Source organism: Edaphobacter flagellatus (assembly GCF_025264665.1).
Lineage (GTDB): Bacteria > Acidobacteriota > Terriglobia > Terriglobales > Acidobacteriaceae > Edaphobacter > Edaphobacter flagellatus.
Map to the genome: position 1 here is coordinate 791,074 of NZ_CP073697.1, position 24,975 is coordinate 816,048.

Below are 24,975 nucleotides of genomic sequence, written 5' to 3' on the forward strand. Positions count from 1 at the left end.
AGAGCGATGCGATATCCCTCCCGTCGCAACCACATATAGAACCACCAGTCGCTCACTTTGCTCCTCCCTTACCACCTGCAAGAAGTAGCGCTGACCTTCCGGCCACACTGACGGCTGAACCTGTAATTCCGGCGGCTCCCCCAAAAATCGCCTGGGTAATGGACGGAATAAAGAGCATATTCACGACGAACGCAATAAAGACCATAGCGGTCGGAATCAGATTCGCCAGCCACATACCTATGGAATAGTCCCCGTGGAAGGTCCGTTGCAAGAACGTAATCATGAATCCTGACCACACGAAGATGAACGCGGCTGCGACAGCGCGAATCATCGCGAAGCTGATGAGCACGTCGAGAAATTGAAAGAACTTAGCCCTGAAGGTCTGCGTCATCAGCAACGGGATGAAGACAGGTCCAAAAAGGGCCGTGATGCCGTAGAAGATGAACGAACTGCAGTTGATGACGAACAGAATGGCCGAGGCGACTCCGAGCAGTCCCTCAACGATGAAATAGCAGAGTTGCTGCGTTAGCTGCATCATGGACGGCGTCGGTGTATTGATTCCAGCTTCTTTCAACGCGGCCAGGAGTTGATTCAAAGAGTTCTGATCGAAGGCAGCGACCATGGCCTGTGCGATGTAGCTGAAGAAGTGGTTGATGCCGAAGCTCGCGCCGGGAAGTGGATTCACCCAGTAGTTCAATAACAAGGAGCAGATAATCAGCCTCGTCATGAAGTTCACTAGCTCACCAGCACGCACGGGATGCGTATGGAAACGCAGTGTCATGCCAGACGTGCTCCAGTTCACTACCATGCTCACCAGCGTGAAGAGAGAGATGAAGCTCAACTCCACCGCACCGAACTGGGACAACGCACTACCGTTCTGGGTGGTGAGATCGGTGAGGTTATTAGTGAACTGGTAAAGCCAGTCCACTCCCGAACTGGTACTCGGCATGGTTTGCAGCAACATCATCGTCATACGGTCACCCCTCTACGGGAGATAGTTCTGCCAGGTCTTGCCTTCGTTACCAGCGGCCATGCTGTGGTGCTTCTTCAGGCTGTCCACCTTCTGCCGAAAGGCATCGTCCTGCTTCTTCTGTTCGTCTCGCTCGCGCTGTTGCTGCTTCAACAGCGTGGCCGTCTTGGCCGCAGCTTCGGCGGCACGGTGTGCCTCATGAGCGCGGTAAATCTCGGTGCTGGCAATGATCGCCAGCACCGCAAGGATTGCAACGAGCAACTTCGTCTGAAGCAGTTTGAACATCTCAGCTCCTACGGAAGGTACGACTGCCAGGTGCTGCCTTCGTTGGCTGCGCTCATATCGTTGGTGGCGCGCTGAGCCTGCACAAAGGCAGCGGTATTAAGGTCTGCAGCAGCGGCGTTACGCTGCTGCATGTTTGTGAGCATCATCTGAGAGGCCACGCAGGTAGCGAGAGCGCCCTGCGACTGCATCTCGGACATCTTCTGGGCTTCAGCGGCGTTCAACAGGTTTAACTGCTGGACCTCGCTATTTGTTGCGGTAGAGCCGTCAAGTTGGTTGGCGGCAAGTGTGCTGTTGGCTGTGGCGTTCGTCGTCCGCGCCGCACGGTACTGGCCCACTGCGGTCATGCAGTCCGGCGACGCAGCATCGGACGCTTCAATCATGGCGAGTTGAGAGAGCTGCGGACTGCCAACTGATTGCGTCTGGAGATAACTGCTCGTAGTGCTCGACAACGGTACAGAGGCCGCCGTCCATGCGGTATTCGAGGCCGACGGCGAGTTGGTATTCAGCGCCATCGTCATCCCATTCGTCTCTCCGAAGAGGTTCCGAACGTTAACGTTCTCCAGAGCGTGCAGTGTGGTTCGCCACTGCGACTTAAGGGAGAAGTGCTCAACGTTGTTTTTGAGCATCGTGTACTGCGTTTGCAGTGTCGTGAGTTGCGATACTAGGCTTGCGTAACTCGTGGGATCAAAGACGATATCGCCTAACCCGAAGAGTGCGAAGCTGGGCGTGGCGGTGAGCAGCAACGCTGCGCCGCCGAGCAACCATTTCCTGCGTTTGGTCAGGACCATTTTCATAAGGCACCTCCTGTCATGGCCTAGATAGTGTTGGGGCACGGATAGAGGGTGAAGCGTCTATCCAGTGGGCGCGTTGTCAGTTCGTTCACCTCCTCGATAGCTCGCAGGGAGGTGGTTGCAAGCCATGTGTAGACCGCAGGACGCGACACAACGACAGCCGTGACGAGTACGGCGGCAAAAACCAGAACGGTACGAAGTCGATGTGATTTCATGGCGATCAATTCTCCTCGTCGAGTTGCCGGGCGATACGAGGAATTGAGCCAACCCACTCCATCCCGCTGCGCTCGATGGCTTCCGCGATGGTGTAGCCCATCGCCTGGAGCCAATCAGCTCGATTCAGGACCAAGGCCACAGCAACCTTCTCGCCGGTGGACTGCACGGCCCATGCCTGCTCTCCGCCATGCTTCGCCTCACGTGCTTTCCGGAAGAGATGTACGTATCCGTTCGACATAGCTGTGTCCTTTCCTAGGGAAGGCATAACTACATTGTTGGGTCTACGCGATGGTCGGCATAGGAAGGCACAAGCAGGTCGCGTCCGATATACACACGTGCCCGCGAGCCCTCCTTGAGGGTGATGACCGGGAGGCGGTTGAGGAAGTGATTCAAGAGCTGCTCGCCTTCCATCGAGGTCTGCGACGAGATGCCGTTGCGTATCTGCGTCGAAGGATCGAACACCGTGTCGTTATTGCCGATCTGCGCCAAGCCGCCCAGTCCACCGATGGCGGCTGCGGCACCGAAGGCCATGAGATAGCCGTGATCGACCTTGGTTGCAAGGCCGGTGGTTCCTATCGGATCAAGACCGAGGTACTTGTCGAAGTCGATGGAGAAACCGTCGGGACACACAGCGCGGTGGAAGCTGACAAACATCTTCCGCTGCTGGGCATTGCCGACGCTCTGCACGGAGCCAATGAGCCGCGTACCTTGGGGCATAAGGAGCTGCTGGTGGTCGTGCGAGTAGTAGTCGGTCGTCAGCATCACCATGATCGGACCGGCGAAACCGCCGTCGATATGGTTGGTGACGACGCCCTCAAGCACCATGCCTTCGAAGATCCGGTAGAGGCGACCGTCGTAGGAGTCGAAACTATACTTGTCCATGGCGGCGGTGTCGCCGGCAGGCGAAGCCTGCCGCACCGGCGCATGGGCGTTGTCCGCATCGGTATCCGCTAGGGCGTTCTTGCTCTGAGCGGCTGTCTGAACGACCTGAGGAGCAGGCGTCGAACCAGCGGTGGAGAAGTCAATCGCGACGGTATCGCTGTTGAGGGCATCCTGTTTCTGCTTCTCGTCGGCAAGACGTTTCTGTTTCGCTTCGGCCTGTGCCTCGGAGACATTCGAGGTATGCTGCGGCGCATTGCCGCTGTTGCCATAGATACTGTCCCGCTGCGCCTTGGTCATCGGTGGCGCGGTATCACTCTCCGGGCCAGGGATGTCCTGCGATGCCTGCAACTGCTGCATCGCAGTGGCAAGCTCCTGTTGATGCCGCAGAGCATCGGCATCGCGCTGGGCCTGCAATTGTTGCTGCGCCGTGAAGCTATTTACCTGTTGCGCGTTCGGAGCGGAAGGCCGCATAGCCAACGCGCTCTGTTGCGCGGTCTTCTTGTTCCCGCTCACAAGGCTGGAGAGGTTGGCGATGCCAACGACTCCAACGATTACCACCAGAGTGATGACGACAGGCATACTCCTCTTGAGTGGTGGCTTGGCTTCCGGCTGCTCGGGAACGGTGGCGGGTACGTTGTTATTCATCTCTGCCATGACTACCGGCCTCCTGTCCGATGAAACTCCACCTTCTGCTTGCCGATGGCGAGGTAGCCGTTATCCAGTTGCTTCGGCACCGTGTAGAGGCCATTCGCAAAGTCGAAGTTGATGAGAGACGGCTTCTTGTCCTTCACCTCGTAAAGGGCAGGCGTCTCCTGAAACTGCCCACGCAGGTAGGTGAACTTGTCGTCGCGCCATATCTGCTGGAGGCCGAGGTCTTTGCCCTTCTTCTCGTCCCAGGCGTAATCGAAGTGAAGCGAGCCGGGGTACTGGCTGCGGTAGGACTCTTCCTTGGCTTGTTCCGCCTTTAGCTCCGCGGCCTGCGCTGCCTTTGCGGCAGTGGCCTCCTGCTTGGCCTTTTCCAGATCGGCGGCAGGCACGAAGACCGGCATCTGCGTGAGACGGTCCTTGGCGGCCTTGTCATTGGGAGCAATCAGAACCTTGGAGTCATAGTGATCGTCTGAATCGGCAGATACTTCTCGCAACTGCAAGGTGTACTCGTTGCCGTGGTCGGAGACGACGTGAACATCCGTCGATGCGTTAGCGATCTTCGGTTTTACGCTGATGAAGCGCGAAGCGACATGGCCTGCATCGAAGACCCATCCCACGGTATCCCCGGCATAAACGTTGGCCACCTTCTCCTGATCGGGCAGGACAATGAGCGTGGACTGCAACAGGCCCGCTCTCACGACAGGCGGCGTCTCCGTTTCTGAGACGGCCACCGTGCGCGGTGCGCTGGGCTGAAGAGGATGGCTGGCAGGGTCCGCCGATGCACGGAGCGGCAACGCCGCCAGTGCAAGGCTATAGCCGATGACAATGGGGATAAGTGGCTTCACGGTGTTCACGTCCTTTCGTTGTGGTTACAAACTCTCGCCATCTGCGAAACGGGCGATGCCCTCGGCAAGCCCGTACTTTTCGATCAGCTTGGCGCGGCGCACGCGGTCCTTTGGCTTCGTCGAGACCGCTGCGTAGGTCCGTTTGTCGAGATTCAGCCGAATCACCTTGCTCAATCCGTCGCGGCGCATGTAGAGTGCCTCCCGGTCCTGCAAGCTCTCAAAGAGCGCTATCTGCTGTTCGTTCATCTTGAACAGCTCCGCATACCGTTTGCGGTTGAAGGTCGCATCCTTAAGGAAGAGGAACGACGAGCAGGAGTTCACGATGCTCTCAGCGTTCTCGCCCAGGTCTGCGGCAAACTGGCCGATCATGGTGACGCCGCCCAGGTTCTTGCGTACCGTCTTGATGGACGACAGCGCCGCATCAAGAAGCTGTTTGTTCTTCATGCTGGAGAACAGCTCTTCAATCAATATGTGTTTGGGTACGCCGAGGTTCGCCGGGTTGAACAGGACATCGTTGATGCGCCGCAAGAGCCAAACCATCAGCGGCTCAATCAGGTCGGCATACTGCGCGTTGTTCACGCCCTGGAAGTCGAAGCACTGGATACGGGACAGGGACAAGCTGTCCTCTACGTTGTCGAAGATCGCGCTATAGACACCACGCCCAACCCATTTTGAGAGGTAGCGGTCGAGCTTCTTGGGCAGATAGAGATTCGACAATCGGCGATTCGCTGTGTCGAGCAGGTACATATCCTGCACGGCTTTGTGGATGACATCATCGTCCTCGGGCTCCAGTTCCGCGCCGCCGTTCGTGAGCAGAAGCTTCACGAACGAATAGAGGAATTGGATGTTGCTCTCGGTCGGCTCCAGCGTAAACGGGTTCACGCGCGGGCCGTCTTTGCCGATACGATCAACCCGGCCACCGTATAGCTCGACCACGCTCTCATAGCTGCCGCCAATATCGAAGATGTAGGCGAAGCCGCCATACTTCTGTTCGTGCGCGAGGGTGACGTTGCCTAAGACCGATTTCCCGCTGCCGGTAGGCCCGAGAATGAGCTGCACGCGGACTCCATCCACGTATGCATCCTGAAAGTACGGAGTGCGCGTGCGTGTCTCGAAGATGTTTAGATACTCCGAATCAAGGTCATCCGAATACGGATGGCCGAGATGCGGAACATAGATCGAAGACAAGCGTGCATGGTGGTCTTCGGCCAGCCACAACGGGAAGACGTTGAACTTGCCGTTGCCGGGGAACATTGCATAGAAGGCAGACAGATTGCCGAGCGTCTCTTCCATCACCTGCGTCCGCGCTTCCACAAACACGCGATGCACTGCTGGCGCTAAGCCGCGAAGTGCGTCGGCGCTCTGGGCTGCCACCAGCAGCCGTAGCGAGAACTCCCCCTGCGCCTTCTTATCGAGGGACCGAACCACTTCGCTGAGGTCATCGACCTGAAGGTTGGCCGCGCGTGCGCTCGCGCCCTCGTCCAGTGAGTCTGTATCACGTCCAGCCATCACGCGCGTGAGCACGCCCACCTTGAAGAAGCTGATGAACTTCTCCTGGTTGTCGATCTCCTTGCGCACCGTGGTTGCCGACTTGGGCCGCCAGGTTGAGCACAGCACGCTATCGCAATCAAGCCGGGCCAGGTCCGCGAAGAGGCAAGGACGCGATGCCTCCGGCGTGGCCTTGAGCGAATACATCTGCACGTACCGCTTGCCAATGCGGAGGTGATCTTCCTTCCATGCAACGGGAGCTTGCACGATCTGCCGGTCCACGCCGGAATCGCCTCGAAGCTGTCCTTGTTCTGCCGAGTCCTCAAGGCTGAAGAGATAGGAGAAGAACTGGAACGTACTCTGCTTATCGAGCAACTGAAGACCAAGCGTGTTGCCAAGATTGCCGACCAGCAATGATGCGGCCTTTTCCAGTTCGGCCAACATCCGCGTTGTGGACGCGGCATTCTCCTGTGGCTTACGCTCGAACGTTTTCAGCTTCTCCGGCTCAACGATTAGGCACCAGTGAAGATCAATGCGACGAAACCCAGCCGATGCTTCAAGGAAGCGGAGACGATCTTCCACGAACACCTGCGTTACGGGATTGGCATATTTCTTCTGGCGCGGCAGTTCATATCCTGACCGCACGCGCGTGTACTGATACAGGCACGAGCCTTCCGGCAGGCCGCGCAATGCGCCTTCGAGCAAGCGGCACTGGGCCTCTAACTCCTGCTCCGTCATGTTCTCTTCGTCCACGCCCGTAAGCGTGAACAGGCATCCATAGCCTCCGCCCTTGAGCGCAAAGATACGCTCATTCACAAACCGCGCAATCGGCACGATACTGCACGCCGCGCCAGCCTTGGCGAACCACGGAACGGATTTGATCTGCTCAGTATTTGCGCGGGTCATAGTAGCTCTTCTGCGTGAGGCTCAGGCCCCACAGTTGGAACATCTTCGGGTGTTTACGGACGACCAGCCATGCACAGACTGCAAGCGTTGGAAACGCGAGCATGGCCAGCAATCGAAACCCAACGAGGAAAACCGCAGCACAGACGAATAAGATCGCCATCCATGCTGTAAGATCGAGACCAAGTTTGGCTCTCGGTCGGTTCAGCGCCTGATTGATTGCCTGCGGTTCTCCTCGCCTGGTCATAGCCGATGTCACCTCCTACATCGACTGCCCAGTAAGAGACCCGATCCAACCGGCTCCCCAGCCGAGAACTCCAGCGCCAAATAGAGCGCCGAAGAGTCCAGGAACGGCCTCACTGAAGCGACCGCTCATCATACGAATGCCCGCGAAAATCAGGCCGCCAAGGCAGATGACAGCCCCCGCATACATCGCGAAGGTTTTGAAAGTTGACATCAACGTCATCGCGCCGGAGAAATCCATCGTTCCTTGCGCGTGGGCCACTCCGGCGAATGTAAGAGCGAAAAGCGCAGGCAGAAGCATCCTTCCAATGTGGAGGACCCCCTGAATGAGCCAGTTACGAGGATGTGAGTTCTGTGACATAGGCAATCTCCTGATGGCTGGTTTTGCTCCGCCATGTCACGGAAGGTAAGGCCAGGAGATTCGCTGAGTCCAAGACGTAATTTCTATAGCACCCAAGATTCTGTTTATAGATAGGCGATCAACCAACGAGCGTGAGCTGTTTAGGATGGCGAACCGCAGCGGGTTGCGGCTGCTTCCGATGGTCTCCCAGACCGTGCTCATCGAGGTATCGCTCGATAAACATCAACGCCATATGTTTCTGTCCTCTTGCGGTAACGAAAGCAAAATCCGCCGTCCATTTCAGTCCCGCCAATGGTCTCGTTATGAGTCCCGCATCAAGTGGCCATAGCTGATCGATGAGAGCAAGTCCGTAGCCCTGCTTGACCATCATTTGAATATCCGCCGGAGTGGCAGCAGAACTTGCGAGATGCAGGTCGATACCCAGTTCGGAGAACATCTCCGAAAGACGTGCATGTGCAGCCGGATGTAGCTCGGGATCACGGAAGACTTTCAGACGTTGGGCGACCTCTCGAATGTCTACCTGCACTTGTGTGCTGAGGGCATCGTCCGAACGCATGCAGATGACCAACGGTGAATGAGCAACTTCGCGAACATCCCAACGGTCTCTGTCGATAGGCATTGGAAGCAGAGCGCAGTCGAGTGTTCCTGCTTCCAGTCGCTCCAAAACATGCTGTGTATCCGCGCCAGATAGCTGGATCTCGCAGTCTGGAAACATTCCCTGATAGACGAGACGAAAGTTATCGAGCAGGAAGCTATTCACGAACGATGAGAAGCCCATACGGAGAGGCGGTACCGTTCCGTCATGTATGGCTTTCGCCATGCGGAAGGTCTCCTTCTTTTGTGGGAGTATGACTCTAGCCCATGCAAGCACAAACTCCCCAGCAGGTGTCGGATGAACCCCATTGCGTCCGTCGCGTACCAGAAGGGGATATCCAATATCAGCCTCCACCATTTTGATCTGGTGACTGATAGCGGGTTGTGAGCGTAAAACATGCTCGGCGGCCTTGCTGAAATTACGACGCTCAGCAATCGCAACCAAATACTCCAGATGGCGAAACTCGACGATATCTGACATGGCCCCGATACTCCGCTGGCGGTGGTGTCAGACTCTACATCTCCCTCGGGGGAGGAGAGTCGATGTTGCACCTTAATCGTTGCTTCAGGAACCAGATGCGTCAATTAGTTTCGTTGAGGTCTCTGGATACGCGATGAGGTAACTAGAAACCAATTGGTTCCTACCGTGACCAACCAGCTATGCACAAAACTTTGAGTGGTATTTATGAGAAGTATTGGACTCCGACGGAATCGAACGGCACTCTGAAGCCGGGTATATCCCATAAGCGAGGTGTACATGCCTTCAGACCTGTATGGTGTCGATGACCAGAATCCTCCGGGCAAGAAGCCTCCCGCCTCTGCGGGTGGCTTTATACCAGAGCGTCTGCTTGATAGCGATGAAGCAGCAAAGATCATGAACGTCCATCCGAAAACACTTCAGAAACTAGCCCGCAAAGGAATAGTGCGTGGAGTGCATGTCGGGAAGCTCTGGCGTTTCCGCGCCTCCACGATTGAGGACTGGATTCAGAGCCAGCTTGCCAGCTAATCCCGAACGAATGTCTCGACCTTTGCCCAGCGTAGCGGTAGCCTAATAACAGCCATCCGTTGCGCCGAAGACAGGAGAGAAAATGTCTAGGCGGACACGGTATCAGAATGGAAGCGTGCAACGCGAAAAGCGCCAGAACGGACCCGATGTATGGGTCTTTCGCTGGTGGGAGCCTGGCTCTGATGGAACGAATAAGCGAAGGAAAGCAATCGTGGGAAATATCCACACGCTGCCGACTGAAGCAATCGCCCTCAAAGCAGCTCGCGCGTTGCGCATCGACGCCAACGCACAAACCCCGCAGATAGAGGGCGGGCCGGAGACAATCGCGGACTTGGTGGCTCATTATCGTCTCAAGGAATTGAACGAAGAGAGCCACAGCCAAAAATCGTTTCCGACACGAGCTGCCTATCAAAGTTATCTGGAGAACTGGATCTTGCCCCGCTGGGGTGGACTCAAGATGGACCAGGTGAAACCCGTAGCAGTCGAAGAGTGGCTGCGAGGGATCAAGCGGGCCAAAGCAACACGAGCCAAGCTACGGAATCTGATGAGCGCACTTTTCAGTCACGCGATGCGGTACGAGTGGACGGACAAGAATCCGATCAAGCTCGTGCGTCAGAGCGCGAAGCGAGAGCGCGTTCCTGATGTTCTCGAACTCAGGGAACTTCAGCTTCTTCTCACCAAACTCGACACACGGGAACGCACCTTGGTTCTGCTGGCTGCTGCCACCGGACTTCGTGTGAGCGAACTGTTAGGGATTCGGTGGGCGGATGTGGACTTCGACAGTCTTGAGCTGCGTGTGACCCGATCCATCTGGCACCAGAAGATCGGGGATTGCAAAACGGAAGCTTCTGCCAAGCCCGTCCCACTCGATGAGTACATGGCGGAAGACCTGCTTCAGTGGCGAAAGAAGAGTCCCTATCCGACGCAAGAGGATTGGGTCTTTGCCAGCCCGACCATGAAGGGGGAACAACCCTACTGGCCGGACAATCTGATGAAGCGGTACATCAAGCCGGTCGCCAAGGCGAACGGCATCTTCAAAAACATCGGCTGGCACACCTTCCGCCATACCTTCGGCACGTTGCTGAAGGCGAACGGGGAAGATGTGAAGACGGTACAGGAGCTTTTACGGCACGCGAACAGCAGGATCACACTGGATGTGTATACCCAGGCAGTGGGTTCCAATAAGCGCGCCGCACAAAGCAAGGTTGTAAGGATGATAATTCCCGGCGTGGGTCAGAAGGCGGGTGAGACGGACCCCCAGAAAGCTCAGGTTGGAGCGTAATGGACCCTTATTGGACCCGGATTTACTTGTCACTTGAGGTCCCATACGAAGCTAAGTTCTTTGCTTTGTATGGCGGGGACGACGGGGCTCGAACCCGCGACCTCTGCCGTGACAGGGCAGCGCTCTGACCAACTGAGCTACGTCCCCAGCTTGTTTTTCAACAAGATGGAATTAAGTCACATAGAATCAGGCATTTCGCAGCTTTCGCAAATTTCGCTCTGTTTCTACCTTTTCGCTGGTTTGGACCAGATTTCGGGTCTTTTTGGACACCAAGTGGACACCAAACTGGACACCAAAACCGCCTCAACCAGCGATGAACCTAGTGTAGCAGAGTTTGGTGTCCACATCCCCTCTCACCGGACCGATTTCTCAGAATTCACTCTCGACAGTGTGGCAGTTGTCCCCTTTAGTTCGCTATTGCTCGTCCCGCAATCTGACTCCCGAACGTCACGAGCATTGTTCGATGTTGAAGAATTTGTCGCTATCATTATCCGACCAACAAACCCTATGCGGAGTCAGTTTGTATGCGTGTACGACGGTTGAAGATCTCCCACTTCCGTGGCGTTGCCGAAGGAACCGTTGACTTCAGCGGGCATACATTGCTTGTCGGTGGCAACAACATCGGCAAGTCAACAATCTGCGAAGCGCTCGATCTGGTTCTCGGCCCGGAGAGACTATTCCGACGTCCGGTCGTCGATGAGCATGACTTTTACTGCGGCCGTTACCTGGACAACGATGGTAATCCGATTGAGATTCGCATTGAAGCAATACTCGTTGATCTCTCCGAGGAAGCCCAGCGCCGATTCCGTGGACACGCTCGCCGTTGGGACGACAAAAAGTGCGCATTCCTCGATGAAGCTGCTGAAGCAGTTGACAAGGCCGATGGCGAAGGCATGATTTGGGCTCTACCGCTGGTCTTCATTGGAAGATATGACAAAGATGAGGACGATTTTGTTGGCAACACCTTTTTCGATCATCCCCTGGGCGAAGCAGATGCCCTGGATGATGAAGTGGAAAGCAGATTAGGCCAAGGTCGCGCGCCATTCAATCGCGGTCACAAGCGACTTTGCGGCTTCGTCTTTCTGCGAACGTTGCGGACGGGCTCCCGAGCGCTAAGCCTTCAGAGAGGTTCCCTTCTGGACAGCGTGTTGCGGCTTGGCGGCTCAGGCTCGGTCGAGATGTGGCAAGACACCCTCGGGCGGCTCCAGGCCCTTGACCCAGCAATCGGAGACATCGCACAGCTCAAACAGATTCGTGAAGAGATTCGTGCCCGCATGGGACGTTTCGTGAATCTCGCAGCCGGCGACGAATCAACCGGCTTCTTCGCATCCGATCTCACGCGTGAGCATGTGCGCGAAGTTGTCCGCTTGTTCATTGCCGCTCAGCCGGGCAAGCATCTTGTCCCGTTTGGGCGTCTCGGCACTGGTTCCATAAATCTTCTCGTCTTCGCTTTACTCACCTTCATTGCGGAATTGAAGGATAAGCAGTCCGTCATTTTCGCTATGGAAGAGCCTGAGATTGCTTTACCACCTCACACGCAGCGAAGAGTGACCCGTTTTGTATTGGCGGAGATGGGACAATCTATCGTCACCTCCCACTCTCCCTACGTCATTGAGCAGTTCGAGCCTACGCAAATTGTGATTCTTGACCGTGACCATGACGGCCAACTGACAGGAAAACCAATCGATCACACGGCGATCAAGCCGAAGAGTTTCCGCGTCGAACGGCGTCAGTTCGCCGAGGCGATTCTGAGCCGTGCGGTCCTGGTAGTGGAAGGTTCAACCGAGGCCTCGCTGTTTCCCATTGCCTCCACGGTCCTCGAAGAGAAGCTGCCGCCTGAGGATTACATGCATCTGGATTTGGCGGGCGTAACAGTCTTCAACGCTGGAGGCGATGGTGCGGTTCCTCGCTACGGCCCCACATTCTCCGCACTGGGCAAACTGTCATTCGGCTTCTACGATCAGCCCAACGCTGCGCTCACAGAGGAGGCTACGAAGAACCTTGCTAGCTATACGCAATATTGGGAGTCTCCGCAAAAAGGAATTGAAGCCCTTCTTCTGGATGAAATGCCGATTGCTGTTGTCCGCCGCTTCCTCGATACAGCGAAAGACAAGGCCGACTACCCGAACGAACCAAAGTATGACGCTGCAATGACCGACGACACCGTCCTGGCGCTTGCACTCAAAGTGCTGAAGGCCAGAAAGGGCGATGCATATGGGTACGCCGCGCTTTTGATTGGCCAGTGCAAGACCGCAGACGAATTGCCCAAGACTATCCGTGACATCCTCACGACGATCCACAAGGAACTCCAAGCGGTTCCCGAAGAAATTGCAGCGCCCGCACTGCTTACGCCGGAGCCTGCCGCAGAATGAACTTTCAGCTGTGTGATAAACGCAAAGCGATCATCGCGGAGCCGGGTCACCTTCTCGTCCTCGGAGGGCCGGGGTCTGGTAAGACGACAGTTGCGTTGTTCAAAGCACAAAAGCGTTTCCCCACACTGAAGCCGGGCCAGGAGATCCTCTTCCTGAGTTTCTCGCGAGCTGCAATCCGCCAGGTGTTGCTTCGTTGCAAGGAAATTCTGAAGCCAGCAGAGAGACGCGCCGTAACAGTCCAGACCTATCACTCCTTCTGTATGGATATCCTGCGTGCCCACGGGCGACTGTTGGTAGGACGTCCAGTTCGTTTCCTGTATCCCGGCGACGAGCGGCTACAGAAAGCTGCCTTTGATGGAGATTGGGAGGTAGAACGGCAGAGACAGGCAAAGGAAGCAGGAGTCTACTGTTTCGATCTGTTCGCGCACGGTACAGCAGAGCTGTTAGAGAGATGCACAGCACTACGAAACCTGATCGGCGACAGCTTTCCGATGATCATTGTCGATGAATTCCAGGACACGGATGACAACCAGTGGCGCATCGTCGCGCAGTTGTCCAAGGTGGCGGACATCTTCTGTCTCGCCGACCCCGATCAGAGAATCTTCGATTACAGGGACGATATCGATCCGCTGCGCGTCGATGGGCTGCGTACAGCGCTCGCGCCTCGCGAGTTCGATCTCGGAGGCGAGAATCATCGAAGTCCCAATGCAGGGATTCTAAAGTTCGCGAATGCGGTGCTGCACAATCAGACGCCCCTTCCCGAGACAGAAGACATCACGCAAGTCCGCTACTGGCCGCGCGCATTTGCCTCAACCGTGCATGCTTGCGTGGTCTTCACGTTTTCTGAGCTTCGGAAATTGGGTGTACAGAATCCGAGCATTGCAGTCCTTTCACGCAGCAACGCGCTGGTTTCTGACATTTCGATGATTCTTTCGGAGCCTCATTCCTACAACGGACGGGATTTGCCTGTCATCGAGCACGATGTTGTCTGGGATGCGGAGTTGTCCGCGGCTGCCGCGATCGTCGTGGCATCCATCCTGGAATGGCCGACGCAGCCATCGCAGAAGTCGGTCTCGAAAACCCTTCGCTGCATCGCGGCTTATTACAAACTGAAGAACGCAGAAGAACCCACGAAGACTGCGGCCGAGGTTGCACAGAAATATGAGGCCGCGGCGGCGAAAGTGGCCGGTGAGGAGAAGCCCCGCATCAATGCCGCGAAAGAGATGCTGGCGTTGCACCAAAGAGGCCTTCAGCTGGTTGGAGATCCCGTTGTTGATTGGAAGAGCGCGCGCCGCGTCCTACAAGATATTTCCGCTTTAGGTGAATTGTTCCGTGAGGTGAGACTTGTCCGGCTGTTCAGAGCGACCGATGCACTGGCAAGTGGCCTGTTGAACAAGTGGCTTGCCAGCGGCAACTATGAGGGCGTCAGCGATCTTGTCCAAGGCATTCTCGAACAAGAGAAGCTGATCGCCGTCGAACGCGATCCGCGCGGTTGCATTCTGATGAACATTCACAAGTCCAAAGGCAAAGAATTTGACGGTGTTGTGCTGATTGAGGGGGCATTTAAATCGCAGTTCTTCGATGAGAGAAAAGAAGTGTACCCATACGAACGCAGCAGAAGGCTATTGCGTGTCGGACTGACTCGCGCGAGGAGTCGCGTCACCATCCTCCGCCCTCACGGCGCAAGATCCTTAGTTGGCCCCGCATAGATTCACTATCTTAGACTCGCAGGGGCGGTAAAGCATGACAGAGGAACTCGATGTTCAAAAGGAATGCCAGAAGGAACTGGTTGCCCTTGTTAACAGGCTGAGGCAGGTTGTCACCGATCAAGCAAATGACATAAAGAATCGCGAGCCCAACGTAACGGAGAGGTCTCTTATCCTCTCTTCATCGGTTTCCAAGCTCAATGAACTCGCCCGCGTGATTCTACAAATCAGGTCTCTCGACGCAATTGACGAGATGCAGGTTCTTCTTCGATCAATGCTGGAGCTGGTGGTGAATGCATGTTACCTGCAGCAAGCAAGCGATGATGAAGTGTGGAAGTACCTCCACTTTGACCCAATCAATAACCACACAGCTATGACAGATTTGGAGCGGGCGTCGGGCGGAAGGCTAAGGATTCCAAAGGAACTCGCAGAGAGAACGACGAAGTTTGCAACTGACGCAAGTGCAGCGTCAAATCTTCCTCTAGGCTCGCGAGACTGGAGCAAGAAAAACCTGTTTAAGAGAGCTGTTAGTGTGGACAAGGCTGTAGGCGGCGATGATTTGGCTATGCTAATGGCTAACATCTATGTCACAGGCAGCGGTTACGTCCACACCACGTACAAAACTCTACACAGACATGCCAATTGGCTACTACACGGCAAGAAAGAGCATCCCCTCCGGATGCTGTTCGGAACCAACAATGCAATCCATGGTGTCGCTCTGGTTTTGATCAACCTCGGACGCTACTTCAATCGCAAGTACGATACAGCCAGACAGCCGTTCAATGAAGCCGCAGTAATCGCTGAGCATCTGGCAAACGTGGCGAATGAAGACCATAGCAATCATCGCAAGAAACATAAAGCCAAAGTCTCGCATAGCGACGGCTGCGGCGAATAGACCCGAGAGCCAGCAAGGTACAATGGTGCCGTCCCACATGGAGGTTTTATGAAGAATCTCTCTCACGGCCAGCTTGCGCTGATCCTCTTCGCGTTCGTTGTAGCGGTCCTCATCATCGCTGACAAATACGATGTCTTCGAAGGCGCCTTTTCGCTCAATCCTCTAGGCTTCAAGTTCAAGGCGAAGCGCGAGAGCATCTGGACTGATATTGCCGACGCAAATCCCAAGCTTACATTACAGGGCAACTGACATGCTGCCGAAGCGTGTAATGGACCTCCCCGGTTGGGCTCCACAGCCAGGCGGCGCGACGAAGCCGGGAAGCACGTTTCCTATCTCGACGGACGAAGTGACTATCGAGCGCGTGATTACCTATGCAACGAACACGCTGCTTTTCTCCTGCAAATTCAAGGGCGACTCCGTTTTCTATCACTTCCATCAACTCGACGAAAAAACCGCTACGAAAGTCGGGGCGATTTTGCATGAGCACATCGGACACCCTCTCACCTCAGTTGCACAAGTTCCCATTCCTGAAGACAAAGACTGATTCTTCTCTATATTGGGTAGGCGCATTACCGAAATAGCTTAGGAGTCCGACGGTGTCACTTCTTGTGATGTCGCGGTCTGGAGGTTGAAATACTGCCTCATGTCGATCTGGAGTTTGTACTTTTGATTCACAAGACCCATTAGGAACCACGCGGTCTTTTGCAAGTATTCGAGATCATCGGCAAGCGTCGGGAGTGGCGTTCCTGCCGCATTCTCGTGAATGACGCGATGCCGCTGGCCGTCGATGGTCTTGAGTCGATCCTCACTGTATTGGTAGTTGTTTATCGGCGCGTAGTCTTTAGGCGGCGTGCATAGCTTGAACAAGAGATTGATTTTGACGAGAAGCGATTCGCGCCCGATCTGCTTGAGACGGTCCTCAATAAAGTCCGCACGAAGCTGCTCGAAGGTCTTGGTCTTGAAATCCTTCATGCTGACCTGTTTGTTCTCGAACATGTATTCCCAAGCCGCGGGGTCCGTTGTCGCACACACTTTGAGATAAGACCACGCCGCATCGTCCAGAATGGATTGCGCAAAGACGAGGGAGGCGGCATCGATTGCTGTCGATGCGTTCGTCAACACCATCTGGGTTATCTGTGTCTGAAGGAACGACAACACTTCGGGATCGGTAGGTTTGTCGGCATCACCGAAGATTCGCCTAAAGTCGGGTTCGGTCGCCGCTGCCTCCATGAGGCTCGCGTGGTATTCCTGAACTGCCAATGGCGCGATGCTGCCCGTCGCTGCGATGAATTGCCGCAAAGACAGGACGAGATTCCAGTTGTTGTTGAATCTGCGGAAGGTCTCGAGGAACTGCTCTTCTGCTGTCGGCACTACCCGCCTCCTTGCCCAGCATCCGGTACTGCTAAGGTCAGCTCTAGTGTCGCACCGCCGGAGGCAGTAAAGGGGAAAAGTGCAGGAAGGGGGAACGTCGTCCTGCCGCGCAGCCGGCGAGCGGGGGCCGGAGCCAGGCGGGATGAGGGTTCAAGGGAGAAACCGAAGCGGTCTCTCCCTGCGCCGCAATCTGTGACCGAAAATGCGAGAAGGCCGTAGGTTCGCGGCCTCCTCTGAAGTCAGCAGTTCTATGCCGCTTTCTTAACTTTGGGCGGCACCTTGACGGCTGGCTTGGCCTCTTTCTTTGCCTTTGCCTTGGCTGCAAATTCCGCCTTGACCTTCTGCGCGATGGTATCGGTATCCACCTTGTAGATGGTGGCCGCTTCGCGAAGAATGCTCGGCGCATTCGTCCGCGCGGCGGTCAGAATGATGGTCAGCTCCACGACAATGCGGGAGAGAGCGCCTTCATCGGCACGGCGAAGATAGGCAGCGAAGAGTTTGCCGATGTTGTCCGCATCCTTTGACCGCTTGATGCCGTGCTGCTTGGCCAGGACTTCCAGACGCGGTTCTCCGACAAGCTCCGCGAGTTGGGTATTGATGAAGAGAAGGTCACGCTTCATCAGACGCACCGGGACGGCGGCACTGATGGCGGCGAGAACGCGAAGCCCGGTTGTGTTGGCAATGGCCTCGTCGCGGCGGCGCTTCTCCTGCTCGGCCTTCCACTTCTCCTCATCCCGGTCATTGCGTTGTGGCTGAGGATGATGGACAGGGCAAGCGGAATTGGTGCAGACCTTGCGCATGGTTCCGACTTCCGTTCCATCGGTCACAATCGCATCCGAGGTGAACTTGCACGACTTGAACTCAGGCCGTTTCGCCTCGTCCCTATCGGCTGGCTTCTCCGCACGAATCTCCGTGTACCGATTGCGTGGGAGTACCGCGCTATCTTCCTTCTGTTGACCGTAGGCGGTGCTGATCTGAACAAGGTTCGGTTTCGCCGCGATGGTTTTGGAGACGTGCGCCGCAACCTTCGCTTGATAGCAGGTGGGGTCGGTGCAGGAATCGAGTTTGCCGCCAATGTCCGAGAACAGGAGCTTGTTGTGGCCTGTGCGCTTGGGGCAGTCGATGCAGCTTCCGGCTGCTGGCACAAGCTGCGCATCCTTCCTATCGAACGGAGCTTCTTTCAGCGCGAGGACGATGTTGGTGTCAATCCAGAATTGCAGGTTGCGGACAGGCAGCAGAATGCGTGTCGGTTTGCGTTCGCCGTTGTAGACCTCTTTGAAGCAAGCGGAGAGTGCCTGTTCCTGCTGATCGGGTTGGAGCTTCGCCAACAAGAGAGCATGGCCGACGCCAATCTCTTCCGCGTAGAACGCTTCGACGACAGCGGGCGCAAGGTCGGTAAGTTTGAGGCGCGTGGTCACGTATGCGGGACTTTTGCCCATCTTGGCTGCTATCTGCTCGACGGTGTATTTCGGCTCCTCCAAGTTCAGAAGCGCACGGAAGCCTTGGGCCTCTTCCATCGGGTGAACGTCCTTGCGTTGCAGGTTCTCAATCAACTGCGCTTCTAGCGCCTGGGCATCGCTCAAGTCCACGATGCGAACGGGCACCGTCTCCGCTTCGGCCATCTGCGCGGCGCGGAAGCGTCGGGCACCTGCCACAATCTCAAAGCCGTGTTCCGTGAGCGGACGCACAAGTAAGGGAGACAGGACGCCTTGACTGCGGATGGACGCGGCCAGTTCTTTTAATGCAGCGTCCTCAAAGATGCGGCGCGGGTTGGTCTTGGACTCGGACAACAGCGAGAGCGAAACGTCGCGATATTCGGTGGCGTTGATAACTTGGGTTTGCATGATGGTGTGCTCCTTTCGAGCGGTTGCGGGGGGATGGTCACAGAGCGGCGCACGTCGGGCATGGGTTCCGCTCCAAGGGAGCGGACTAGCCGAGAATGCACTTGTCCGTGAAGGCTGCTTCGTAGCCCTGCAAGCGGAGATTGTTGTCCCATGTCTCCGCAAACTTCTCGTGCTGCTTCTGCAACTCCAACAGGGCCACATAGTGGTCGCGGATGATGTTGCGGCTCCATTGCTCGACCGCAACGTAGTCATTACGCCAGTAGTACGGAATCAGGTGTGCGCTCCCGGCGAAGCCCAACTCAAAGCACATCTCCGGGTCCCGCATGGGATCGCCATTCTGCTGGCTGTAGTGCGCGACGGAGAGCGAGGGCAGACCGAGCGGGCCAGATTCATCCGCCGCTTCGATGACTAGCGGCAGATAGGGCGGGTTCTCAATCTTGACGTAGAGGTTGGGTCGCCAACCTCCGGCCTTGTGCAAGATGGCAAGGATGGTTTTCATGCCGCCACCTCCGCGAGTTCCGGGGTTTCGGTGGAGGTTGTCTCTTCTTCCTCATCCTCAGCAGGTGGCTCCAACGCTGCAAGGATGACGGCGGCGGTCTGCTGAATGACTTCCAAGCTCTCGGCCAGAAGCGATGCGTTGCCGTGATACAGGTGGATGTAATCGGCGGAGGCGGAACCCGTCACCAAACCCACGGCTTTACCCACGACAAAAGCCACAGCCTCGGCCTCTGTCTCGCGTACGGTCTTCGTGGTCGCGGTGCGTCGCTCCGCCTTGTGCAGCAGCTCATGCGCTGTCTCATGCACCAGCGTCGAAAACTCCTCGGCCTTGGACTGTCCGGGCAAGATGGCAATGCGTCCGCCGTAGCTCATGCCGAGGGCTGGCGCGATGTTCGGGTTATAGACAAGCGTGATGCCGCGCGAACGGACAAAGGCGGCAAGCCGTTCCGAGTTCTCGCCGGGGTCGCCGGAAATTCCGCGCATCTCCGGTAGGTCTGCGCCTTCGGTCTGCGACACGTCGAAGACGTAGGCATTGCGGAACCCAACTAAGACCCGTTCATTCTGCTTGGTGATGTCCTTGTTGGCTTCCTCGTCTTTCTTGCGACGAACGCCCACGATGGGAGCCAAAATGCGGATGCCTTTTTGCCCGGCCTTCACGTTGCGACCAAGTTGCTTCCACGTCCAGAACCCGGCAACACGGGTTGCGGTGGGCATCTGCCGTGCGATCTCCAGCACGTTTCCGAAGCTGTAGTTATGAAAGCGGCTCATGGCCGTGAGGTAGTCGGTGAGGGCACCGGAGTGTCCGGCTTCCAACTGCTCAATCAAGAGCTTGACGTTGGCGGCGATGAGTTCCTGCTTGGTGCTTGGCTTCTTGCTGTCGATGGGGGTGGCGGCGGGTGTGGTCATGGTGTCTGCTCCTTGGTTGGCTTTTGCTTTTCCGCGTGAAATCGCGGCATGCATATGCCGAACGCCTCCTGGCGAAGGCGGGGGTAGCAAACGGAAAGGTCTCGGAGCGAAGCTTTTTGGGGGGACCGCTTGCGGGGGAGCCAAAACCCGGAGGGCGGATGGCCTTGGAGAGCGCGATCGGGGCAGCGCCCCTTAGCGAGGCTTGTCTTCCTTATTGCGTGCGAAGCGCCCCTAGAAGCAAGGGCCGGCGTTGCGGGCAGGAACAGGCCCGCTAGAGAAAGGAGCCAAGACGCGGAACGCGGCTGCAGCGCGGAAGGAAACTTCCTTCCGTCCCGAACCGATGCATCTCATGAGAATTCGCGTTCTCGCGGGTCGGTCTGGCGATCCGCTACTCATCGGCCAACAAGTGAATGATGGGACAAGGTGCATCCGCAGCAGACGTGTCACAGGACCGTACGAGGCGAGCCAGCGATTTTTTCATCTTTGACAGGTCAGCAATCTTCTGTGCGATCAGCTCCACCTTATGAGCTGCGATCTCTCGCGTTTCCAGACAGCCCTTCCGTTGATCGAGAGCAAGGAGATCTTGAATCTCCTCTAGCGTGAATCCCAACGCCTGAGCTCGCTTGATGAAGAGAAGTCGCTTCACCGATTCTTCCGGGTACTGCCGAAAGCCTCCAGGGGGCTTCACTGGCTCGTCCAGGAGCGCGCGTCGTTGATAGTAGCGAATCGTCTCAACGCTCACCCCGCCGCGCTCTGCCAAGGTTCCAATCGTCAGTTTCTTGCTCATGTGTCTTCTTGACTCCGTTCCATAGTACGGAGTTTAAGGTGAAATAAGGAAGGATGGTCCAATGCAGTCGTCATCGAATGCGAATACGAGACTAGCTCTTGCTGGGGGCCTGCTTGCAGGGATCGGGGCTTCGGCGTGTTGTGTAGGGCCGCTTCTGCTTCTCAGTCTGGGCATCGGGGGAGCGTGGATCGGTCATTTGACTGCTCTCGAACCTTACCGACCCATCTTCATTGCGCTGACCGTCCTGTTTCTCGGCCTGGCGTTCCGCAAGCTTTATCTCGTTCCCCAAGCCTGCGCTGCGGAAGGCGATTGCCTTGCTGATCGCACGAGACGTGCGCAAAGAATCCTGTTTTGGATCTTCGTGCCGCTCTCGCTCGCCTCAGTCGCAAGCCCCTGGATTTTGCCTCTCTTCTACCGTTGAAAGGAATGAACCATGCGTAAGCTCATCGCTGCTCTGCTACTCTCCTTACCGGCATCCGCCTTTGCAGCAACACCGGAAACCGCTGTGCTCGACGTACAGAACATGACTTGCTCCATGTGCTCGATCACCATTCATAAGGCGCTTGAAAAAGTTCCGGGAGTGATGGACGCGAAAGTGGACTATGACCATAAGACAGCGACCGTGAAGTACGACGCGGACAAGACAAACCCTGCTGCCCTCGTGAACGCAACGACGAAGGCTGGCTTTCCTTCGACTCTTCATGGGGGAGCCAAGAAGTAATGGGAACCGCAACCGCAATGCTCCAATCGATGTTGACTTGCCCTAAGTGCGGACACGCCGCATTGGAAGAGATGCCACTCGATTCCTGCCGGTTCTTTCATGAGTGCGCTGCCTGCCATACGCTGATGCGCCCATTGGCAGGAGACTGCTGTGTCTTCTGCTCGTTCGGTTCCGTAAAGTGTCCGCCGATACAATTGCAGGGCCGGTGCTGCCCCTAGTTTCGCTTCATCGGGATTTTGAAGTGTGTCGGAGTCGTTGCTATGAGTGATGCTGCTACGCCGAATCTTCCATCGCGCAACTTTGAAATTACCTCTCGTTTCTATGCAGCTCTCGGATTCTCTGAGGGATGGCGTGATGAAGGCTGGATGATTCTAAAGCGGGGCGACTTGACCCTGGAGTTTTTCTCGCATCCCGAAATAGACCCCTTGACCACGTGGTTCAGTTGCTGCCTGAGACTGGACGATCTCGACTCCTTCTACGCAGTTTGTAAGGCAGCTGGATTGTCAGAGGGATGCAAGGGAAAACCGCGGCTCCATCCGCCTAGAGTCGAGGAGTGGGGAGGCCGTGTGGGTGCGTTGATTGATCCCGATGGCACACTCGTGCGGCTCATTCAAAATTAGAGCTTGAATGGCTGCGGCATCTCCACATTTAGCGCATAGCCAGGGGTCGTGCTTGGTCGCCCGACCCTCAAATGTTATGGATAAACGATCGCCCTAGAAGCTCCGGGCTTGATTGTCTTCCGCCAAGCCATTCCCAGCTCTCGAACAGGGGGATGACAAGGGCGTACCAAGAGTCACCTTGGATTGCGTTGCCAGATGATGACACGTCTTCCAGAGAGTCCCAGGAAGACATTCACTATTGGCCTAGATTTGGGCAGACCGGCACACACTCGCCTTGGATCAAACGCTTCCAGACATCGGAGATGAAGCGATCGTTGCAAAGATGCACGCGATCTCCGTCTGGCGACAACGTCGGTGAGAACAATCAAAAGGCGAGGATGTAAAGACCAAGCGCGATAAACACGAGCGGAACAAGCAAATGGCCGACGCGGTCAACCGCTTTGAGGATGACTCTTCGATTGCCGAGCCACTTGCCGATGCAACACCAGAATGCAACGAGAACGGCATAGGAGAGAAGAACCAGCCAGAGATGGCCACGGTTGATGCTAAAGAATGGGATGTAAACGCCGACATTATCGGAACCGTTCGAGAGTGTCACAAAGGCGATGGACAGTACGCCTGCGCGACCAGCCGGTACATCCTCCTCTTCGTCAGCCTTTCGGAATAGCAGGACGAATTGCTTTAGACCTAGCAACAGTGGAATCAGTCCCAGAGCACGAATCCACTGGTGCGGGATTGCTAGCGTCAAGAGAAGTCCGAGGCAGCTGAGAAGAATGATCGCCAGAAATCCGAGATATTGTCCTGCGACTATCTTCCGCGTGGGTACGCGTCGTGCGAAGAACAGGGTCAGCAGAACAATGTCATCGATGTTCGTCGCCGCGAAGGTGGTGACGCTTGCGGTCAAGATTGCTGCAGGGGCGGCCATTCCGTCCGAGGCTAGCACAGGGCGTAGCTTGCAAACACTCGGGCCTTGTCATGGAAGGCCGCTGAAGTGGTGGCTGAAGACAGGCGAGGAGTGAAACTCCTCCCTCCAGAGAGGCTGGAGCTAAGAGGAGTATGATGAAGCGATGGGGATGGTCTCCAAATGGTTCCGGTTTGCGGCCGTAATGCTGCTCCTCCTCATTGGGACGGAGATGGCGACGTGTGAATTGCCGAGCAGCCCCTGTTCCGTTGTAAGCACTGCGGCGAAAGTTCTCACTTCCGGTACTCCTAAGATCGACGTCAGCAGGCATTCAGCCACGACTCCGGATACTGATGACGACTGCATTTGCTGCTGCGCCCATACCTTGGTGCAGCCGATGCTTGTCCTCTCTCCGCTACGCCTGACACTGCCAAGTTTCACCGTGCGCAGCATTGGCACCCCGATTCTTTTTCCCTCTGACATCGAGCGTCCACCTCAACTCTCCTAGTCGCTCTTCCGCTCTTTAGAAGATTTCGATTAGGAGACAGGTATGACACGCATTCGTGTGTTTGCCCTCTGCGCTTTGCTGTCGCCACCCCTTTGTTCGTGGGCGCAGCAGACTCCGCCGGTGACGGTGGAGGACTATGTCCGCATCGGGCTTGCAAGCAATAGAGAACTCCTCGCCGTTCGCGAACGGCTTACAGAGGCGCGAGGATCGGTGCGGCAGGCGGGAGTACGACCAGCTCCCACGGTCACAGCGCGAGGGACAACTGGCCGTCCCCTTGGAACCGTGGGCGAGGAACAATACGGCGCAGATTTTTCGCAAACGGTCGAGACATCCGGCAAACGCTCGAAGCGGATCGAGGTTGCAACCTTCGAGATCGCCCAAGCCGACGCGGAATTGCAACAGCGCTCGTCCGAAATCGCATTTCAGATTCGAGGCGCATTCGCAGATCGGCTGGCAGAAAGGCAGAAGGTCAAGCTCTTCGACGACCTTCTCCGCCTGAATCAAGAGGCATTGCGGCTCACGGAAGCCCGAGTCGGGGAAGGCGATACCGCGCGGCTGGATGAAAACCTCCTCCGGGTGGAGGTGAACCGGACGCTCGTGCAGCGCAGAGGCGCACAAGCGCGTCTCGTGGTTGCGGAGGCGAATTTGCGTAAGCTTCTGGGTCTCGGAGCGGACGCCCCACTATCCGAGGTGAAAGCGGTGCCCGGTTCCACGCTCTCCTTGGACGAGTTGAAGCAGGCAGCTATACAACGTCGGGCAGACCTCGCTCTGGCACGGGCCTCCGAAGGCCAAGGGATGGCCAGCATCTCCCTCGCCCGCGCCAACGGCCGGCCTGACGTAACCTTCAATGCGGGATACACCAAGCAGAACAGTCAATTTGACGATCTCTACGGTCAGAGTGCGAACGGTACGATCGCTCCGCTCAGAGACAAGGACGACCTGCTGACCTTCGGGGTATCGATCCCACTCCGAAGCAGCCGGAGTGTTCGGGGCGATGTCGAAGCGGCGACCGCGCGCGGCAATGCAGCCCGGCTTCGCCGGGAGTATCTGGAAAAGACAATCCCGATTGAGGTCGATTCTTCGTACCGACAATGGCAGGCGAACCTTCAGTCGGTGGACTTGCTCCGTTCCGGTGTGGTCGATCTCTCGACGCAAAACCTGCAGGTGGTCCAGGAAGCCTATCGCCTCGGCCAGCTTCGTCTCCTCGACGTAATCAATGAACAACGTCGCATGGTGGACAACCGCCTTGCCTTGATCGACGGCGAGATGGACGAGGCGAAAAGCTGGGCAGACGTAGAACGCGTGATTGGAGGCAATCTCCCGTGAAGAACT

General features: G+C 56.4%; 27 protein-coding genes, 1 tRNA gene and 1 pseudogene. 11 read left to right on the forward strand and 18 right to left on the reverse strand.

Features of this window, described 5'->3' with window-relative positions; all coding sequences use genetic code 11:
- Nucleotides 1–52: 52 nt before the first annotated feature.
- The 11 genes from KFE13_RS03150 to KFE13_RS03200 form a co-directional block, all read right to left on the reverse strand.
- The gene (locus KFE13_RS03150) at nt 53–967 is read right to left on the reverse strand and encodes a hypothetical protein (RefSeq protein WP_390891611.1); all 915 of its coding nucleotides are present in this window, start codon (nt 965–967) and stop codon (nt 53–55) included.
- 18 nt (nt 968–985) lie between these two features.
- The gene (locus KFE13_RS03155; RefSeq protein WP_260705707.1) at nt 986–1,255 is read right to left on the reverse strand and encodes a hypothetical protein; all 270 of its coding nucleotides are present in this window, start codon (nt 1,253–1,255) and stop codon (nt 986–988) included.
- Between the two features lie 8 nt (nt 1,256–1,263).
- Nucleotides 1,264–2,049, reverse strand: coding sequence for a hypothetical protein (locus tag KFE13_RS03160; protein ID WP_260705708.1), 786 nt, complete (start codon nt 2,047–2,049; stop codon nt 1,264–1,266).
- A gap of 20 nt (nt 2,050–2,069) precedes the next feature.
- Complete coding sequence (locus tag KFE13_RS03165) at nt 2,070–2,261, reverse strand: hypothetical protein (protein ID WP_260705710.1); 192 nt, start codon at nt 2,259–2,261, stop codon at nt 2,070–2,072.
- Between the two features lie 5 nt (nt 2,262–2,266).
- Nucleotides 2,267–2,500: a hypothetical protein gene (locus tag KFE13_RS03170; protein WP_260705711.1), complete on the reverse strand. Its 234-nt coding sequence runs from the start codon at nt 2,498–2,500 to the stop codon at nt 2,267–2,269.
- 29 nt (nt 2,501–2,529) lie between these two features.
- Nucleotides 2,530–3,798 (reverse strand): TrbI/VirB10 family protein, encoded by a 1,269-nt coding sequence (locus KFE13_RS03175; protein ID WP_260705712.1) that lies wholly within the window; start codon nt 3,796–3,798, stop codon nt 2,530–2,532.
- Between the two features lie 2 nt (nt 3,799–3,800).
- Nucleotides 3,801–4,637, reverse strand: coding sequence for a TrbG/VirB9 family P-type conjugative transfer protein (locus KFE13_RS03180; RefSeq protein WP_260705713.1), 837 nt, complete (start codon nt 4,635–4,637; stop codon nt 3,801–3,803).
- Nucleotides 4,638–4,661: 24 nt separating this feature from the next.
- Nucleotides 4,662–7,031, reverse strand: coding sequence for a VirB4 family type IV secretion system protein (locus KFE13_RS03185; RefSeq protein WP_260705714.1), 2,370 nt, complete (start codon nt 7,029–7,031; stop codon nt 4,662–4,664).
- A complete protein-coding gene (locus KFE13_RS03190) occupies nt 7,012–7,275 on the reverse strand; it encodes a VirB3 family type IV secretion system protein (RefSeq protein WP_260705716.1) in 264 nt (87 codons plus the stop codon). Before KFE13_RS03190 ends, KFE13_RS03185 begins: the two co-directional genes overlap by 20 nt.
- A 15-nt stretch (nt 7,276–7,290) precedes the next feature.
- Entirely contained in the window at nt 7,291–7,632 is a 342-nt protein-coding gene (locus KFE13_RS03195; RefSeq protein WP_260705717.1) for a hypothetical protein, read from the reverse strand.
- 118 nt (nt 7,633–7,750) lie between these two features.
- Nucleotides 7,751–8,707 carry a LysR family transcriptional regulator gene (locus KFE13_RS03200; protein WP_260705718.1) on the reverse strand — a complete coding sequence of 319 codons (957 nt, stop codon included), beginning with the start codon at nt 8,705–8,707 and terminating at the stop codon, nt 7,751–7,753.
- Nucleotides 8,708–8,983: 276 nt separating this feature from the next.
- Between KFE13_RS03200 and KFE13_RS03205 the strand changes: the two genes are divergently transcribed.
- Nucleotides 8,984–9,232: a helix-turn-helix domain-containing protein gene (locus KFE13_RS03205; RefSeq protein ID WP_260705719.1), complete on the forward strand. Its 249-nt coding sequence runs from the start codon at nt 8,984–8,986 to the stop codon at nt 9,230–9,232.
- Between the two features lie 82 nt (nt 9,233–9,314).
- The gene (locus KFE13_RS03210) at nt 9,315–10,514 is read left to right on the forward strand and encodes a tyrosine-type recombinase/integrase (RefSeq protein WP_260705720.1); all 1,200 of its coding nucleotides are present in this window, start codon (nt 9,315–9,317) and stop codon (nt 10,512–10,514) included.
- A 70-nt stretch (nt 10,515–10,584) separates the two neighbouring features.
- Here the strand turns inward: KFE13_RS03210 and KFE13_RS03215 are convergent.
- A tRNA-Asp gene (locus tag KFE13_RS03215) sits at nt 10,585–10,661 on the reverse strand.
- A 377-nt stretch (nt 10,662–11,038) separates the two neighbouring features.
- Here KFE13_RS03215 and KFE13_RS03220 point away from each other — a divergent pair.
- From KFE13_RS03220 to KFE13_RS03240, 5 genes are read left to right on the forward strand one after another with little or no spacing between them, the layout of a single operon-like run.
- On the forward strand, nt 11,039–12,886 hold the full coding sequence (locus KFE13_RS03220) for an ATP-dependent nuclease (protein ID WP_260705721.1): 1,848 nt from the start codon (nt 11,039–11,041) through the stop codon (nt 12,884–12,886).
- Nucleotides 12,883–14,595 carry a UvrD-helicase domain-containing protein gene (locus tag KFE13_RS03225; protein ID WP_260705722.1) on the forward strand — a complete coding sequence of 571 codons (1,713 nt, stop codon included), beginning with the start codon at nt 12,883–12,885 and terminating at the stop codon, nt 14,593–14,595. Before KFE13_RS03220 ends, KFE13_RS03225 begins: the two co-directional genes overlap by 4 nt.
- Before the next feature lie 34 nt (nt 14,596–14,629).
- Nucleotides 14,630–15,487 carry a DUF5677 domain-containing protein gene (locus KFE13_RS03230; protein WP_260705723.1) on the forward strand — a complete coding sequence of 286 codons (858 nt, stop codon included), beginning with the start codon at nt 14,630–14,632 and terminating at the stop codon, nt 15,485–15,487.
- Between the two features lie 48 nt (nt 15,488–15,535).
- A complete protein-coding gene (locus tag KFE13_RS03235; protein ID WP_260705726.1) occupies nt 15,536–15,736 on the forward strand; it encodes a hypothetical protein in 201 nt (66 codons plus the stop codon).
- A gap of 19 nt (nt 15,737–15,755) precedes the next feature.
- On the forward strand, nt 15,756–16,031 hold the full coding sequence (locus KFE13_RS03240) for a hypothetical protein (RefSeq protein ID WP_260705727.1): 276 nt from the start codon (nt 15,756–15,758) through the stop codon (nt 16,029–16,031).
- Between the two features lie 38 nt (nt 16,032–16,069).
- Here the strand turns inward: KFE13_RS03240 and KFE13_RS03245 are convergent, their stop codons facing one another.
- The 5 genes from KFE13_RS03245 to KFE13_RS03265 form a co-directional block, all read right to left on the reverse strand.
- Nucleotides 16,070–16,858: a hypothetical protein gene (locus KFE13_RS03245; protein ID WP_260705729.1), complete on the reverse strand. Its 789-nt coding sequence runs from the start codon at nt 16,856–16,858 to the stop codon at nt 16,070–16,072.
- Between the two features lie 248 nt (nt 16,859–17,106).
- Entirely contained in the window at nt 17,107–18,702 is a 1,596-nt protein-coding gene (locus KFE13_RS03250) for a ParB/RepB/Spo0J family partition protein (RefSeq protein WP_260705731.1), read from the reverse strand.
- Nucleotides 18,703–18,787: 85 nt separating this feature from the next.
- Entirely contained in the window at nt 18,788–19,201 is a 414-nt protein-coding gene (locus KFE13_RS03255) for a DUF6908 domain-containing protein (protein WP_260705732.1), read from the reverse strand.
- The gene (locus KFE13_RS03260) at nt 19,198–20,106 is read right to left on the reverse strand and encodes an ArdC family protein (RefSeq protein ID WP_260705735.1); all 909 of its coding nucleotides are present in this window, start codon (nt 20,104–20,106) and stop codon (nt 19,198–19,200) included. Before KFE13_RS03260 ends, KFE13_RS03255 begins: the two co-directional genes overlap by 4 nt.
- 388 nt (nt 20,107–20,494) lie before the next feature.
- Complete coding sequence (locus tag KFE13_RS03265) at nt 20,495–20,893, reverse strand: MerR family transcriptional regulator (RefSeq protein WP_260705737.1); 399 nt, start codon at nt 20,891–20,893, stop codon at nt 20,495–20,497.
- Nucleotides 20,894–20,954: 61 nt separating this feature from the next.
- Here KFE13_RS03265 and KFE13_RS18650 point away from each other — a divergent pair.
- From KFE13_RS18650 to KFE13_RS03280, 3 genes and pseudogenes are all read left to right on the forward strand, one after another.
- A pseudogene (locus tag KFE13_RS18650) lies at nt 20,955–21,614 on the forward strand (mercuric transporter MerT family protein).
- Nucleotides 21,615–21,631: 17 nt separating this feature from the next.
- Nucleotides 21,632–21,832 carry a GDCCVxC domain-containing (seleno)protein gene (locus KFE13_RS18580; protein WP_390891612.1) on the forward strand — a complete coding sequence of 67 codons (201 nt, stop codon included), beginning with the start codon at nt 21,632–21,634 and terminating at the stop codon, nt 21,830–21,832.
- Nucleotides 21,833–21,874: 42 nt separating this feature from the next.
- Nucleotides 21,875–22,234: a bleomycin resistance protein gene (locus tag KFE13_RS03280; protein WP_260705742.1), complete on the forward strand. Its 360-nt coding sequence runs from the start codon at nt 21,875–21,877 to the stop codon at nt 22,232–22,234.
- 364 nt (nt 22,235–22,598) lie between these two features.
- Here the strand turns inward: KFE13_RS03280 and KFE13_RS03285 are convergent, their stop codons facing one another.
- Nucleotides 22,599–23,138, reverse strand: coding sequence for a cadmium resistance transporter (locus tag KFE13_RS03285; RefSeq protein ID WP_260705743.1), 540 nt, complete (start codon nt 23,136–23,138; stop codon nt 22,599–22,601).
- A 547-nt stretch (nt 23,139–23,685) separates the two neighbouring features.
- Here KFE13_RS03285 and KFE13_RS03290 point away from each other — a divergent pair.
- Nucleotides 23,686–24,969: a TolC family protein gene (locus KFE13_RS03290; RefSeq protein WP_260705744.1), complete on the forward strand. Its 1,284-nt coding sequence runs from the start codon at nt 23,686–23,688 to the stop codon at nt 24,967–24,969.
- Nucleotides 24,970–24,975 lie beyond the last annotated feature (6 nt).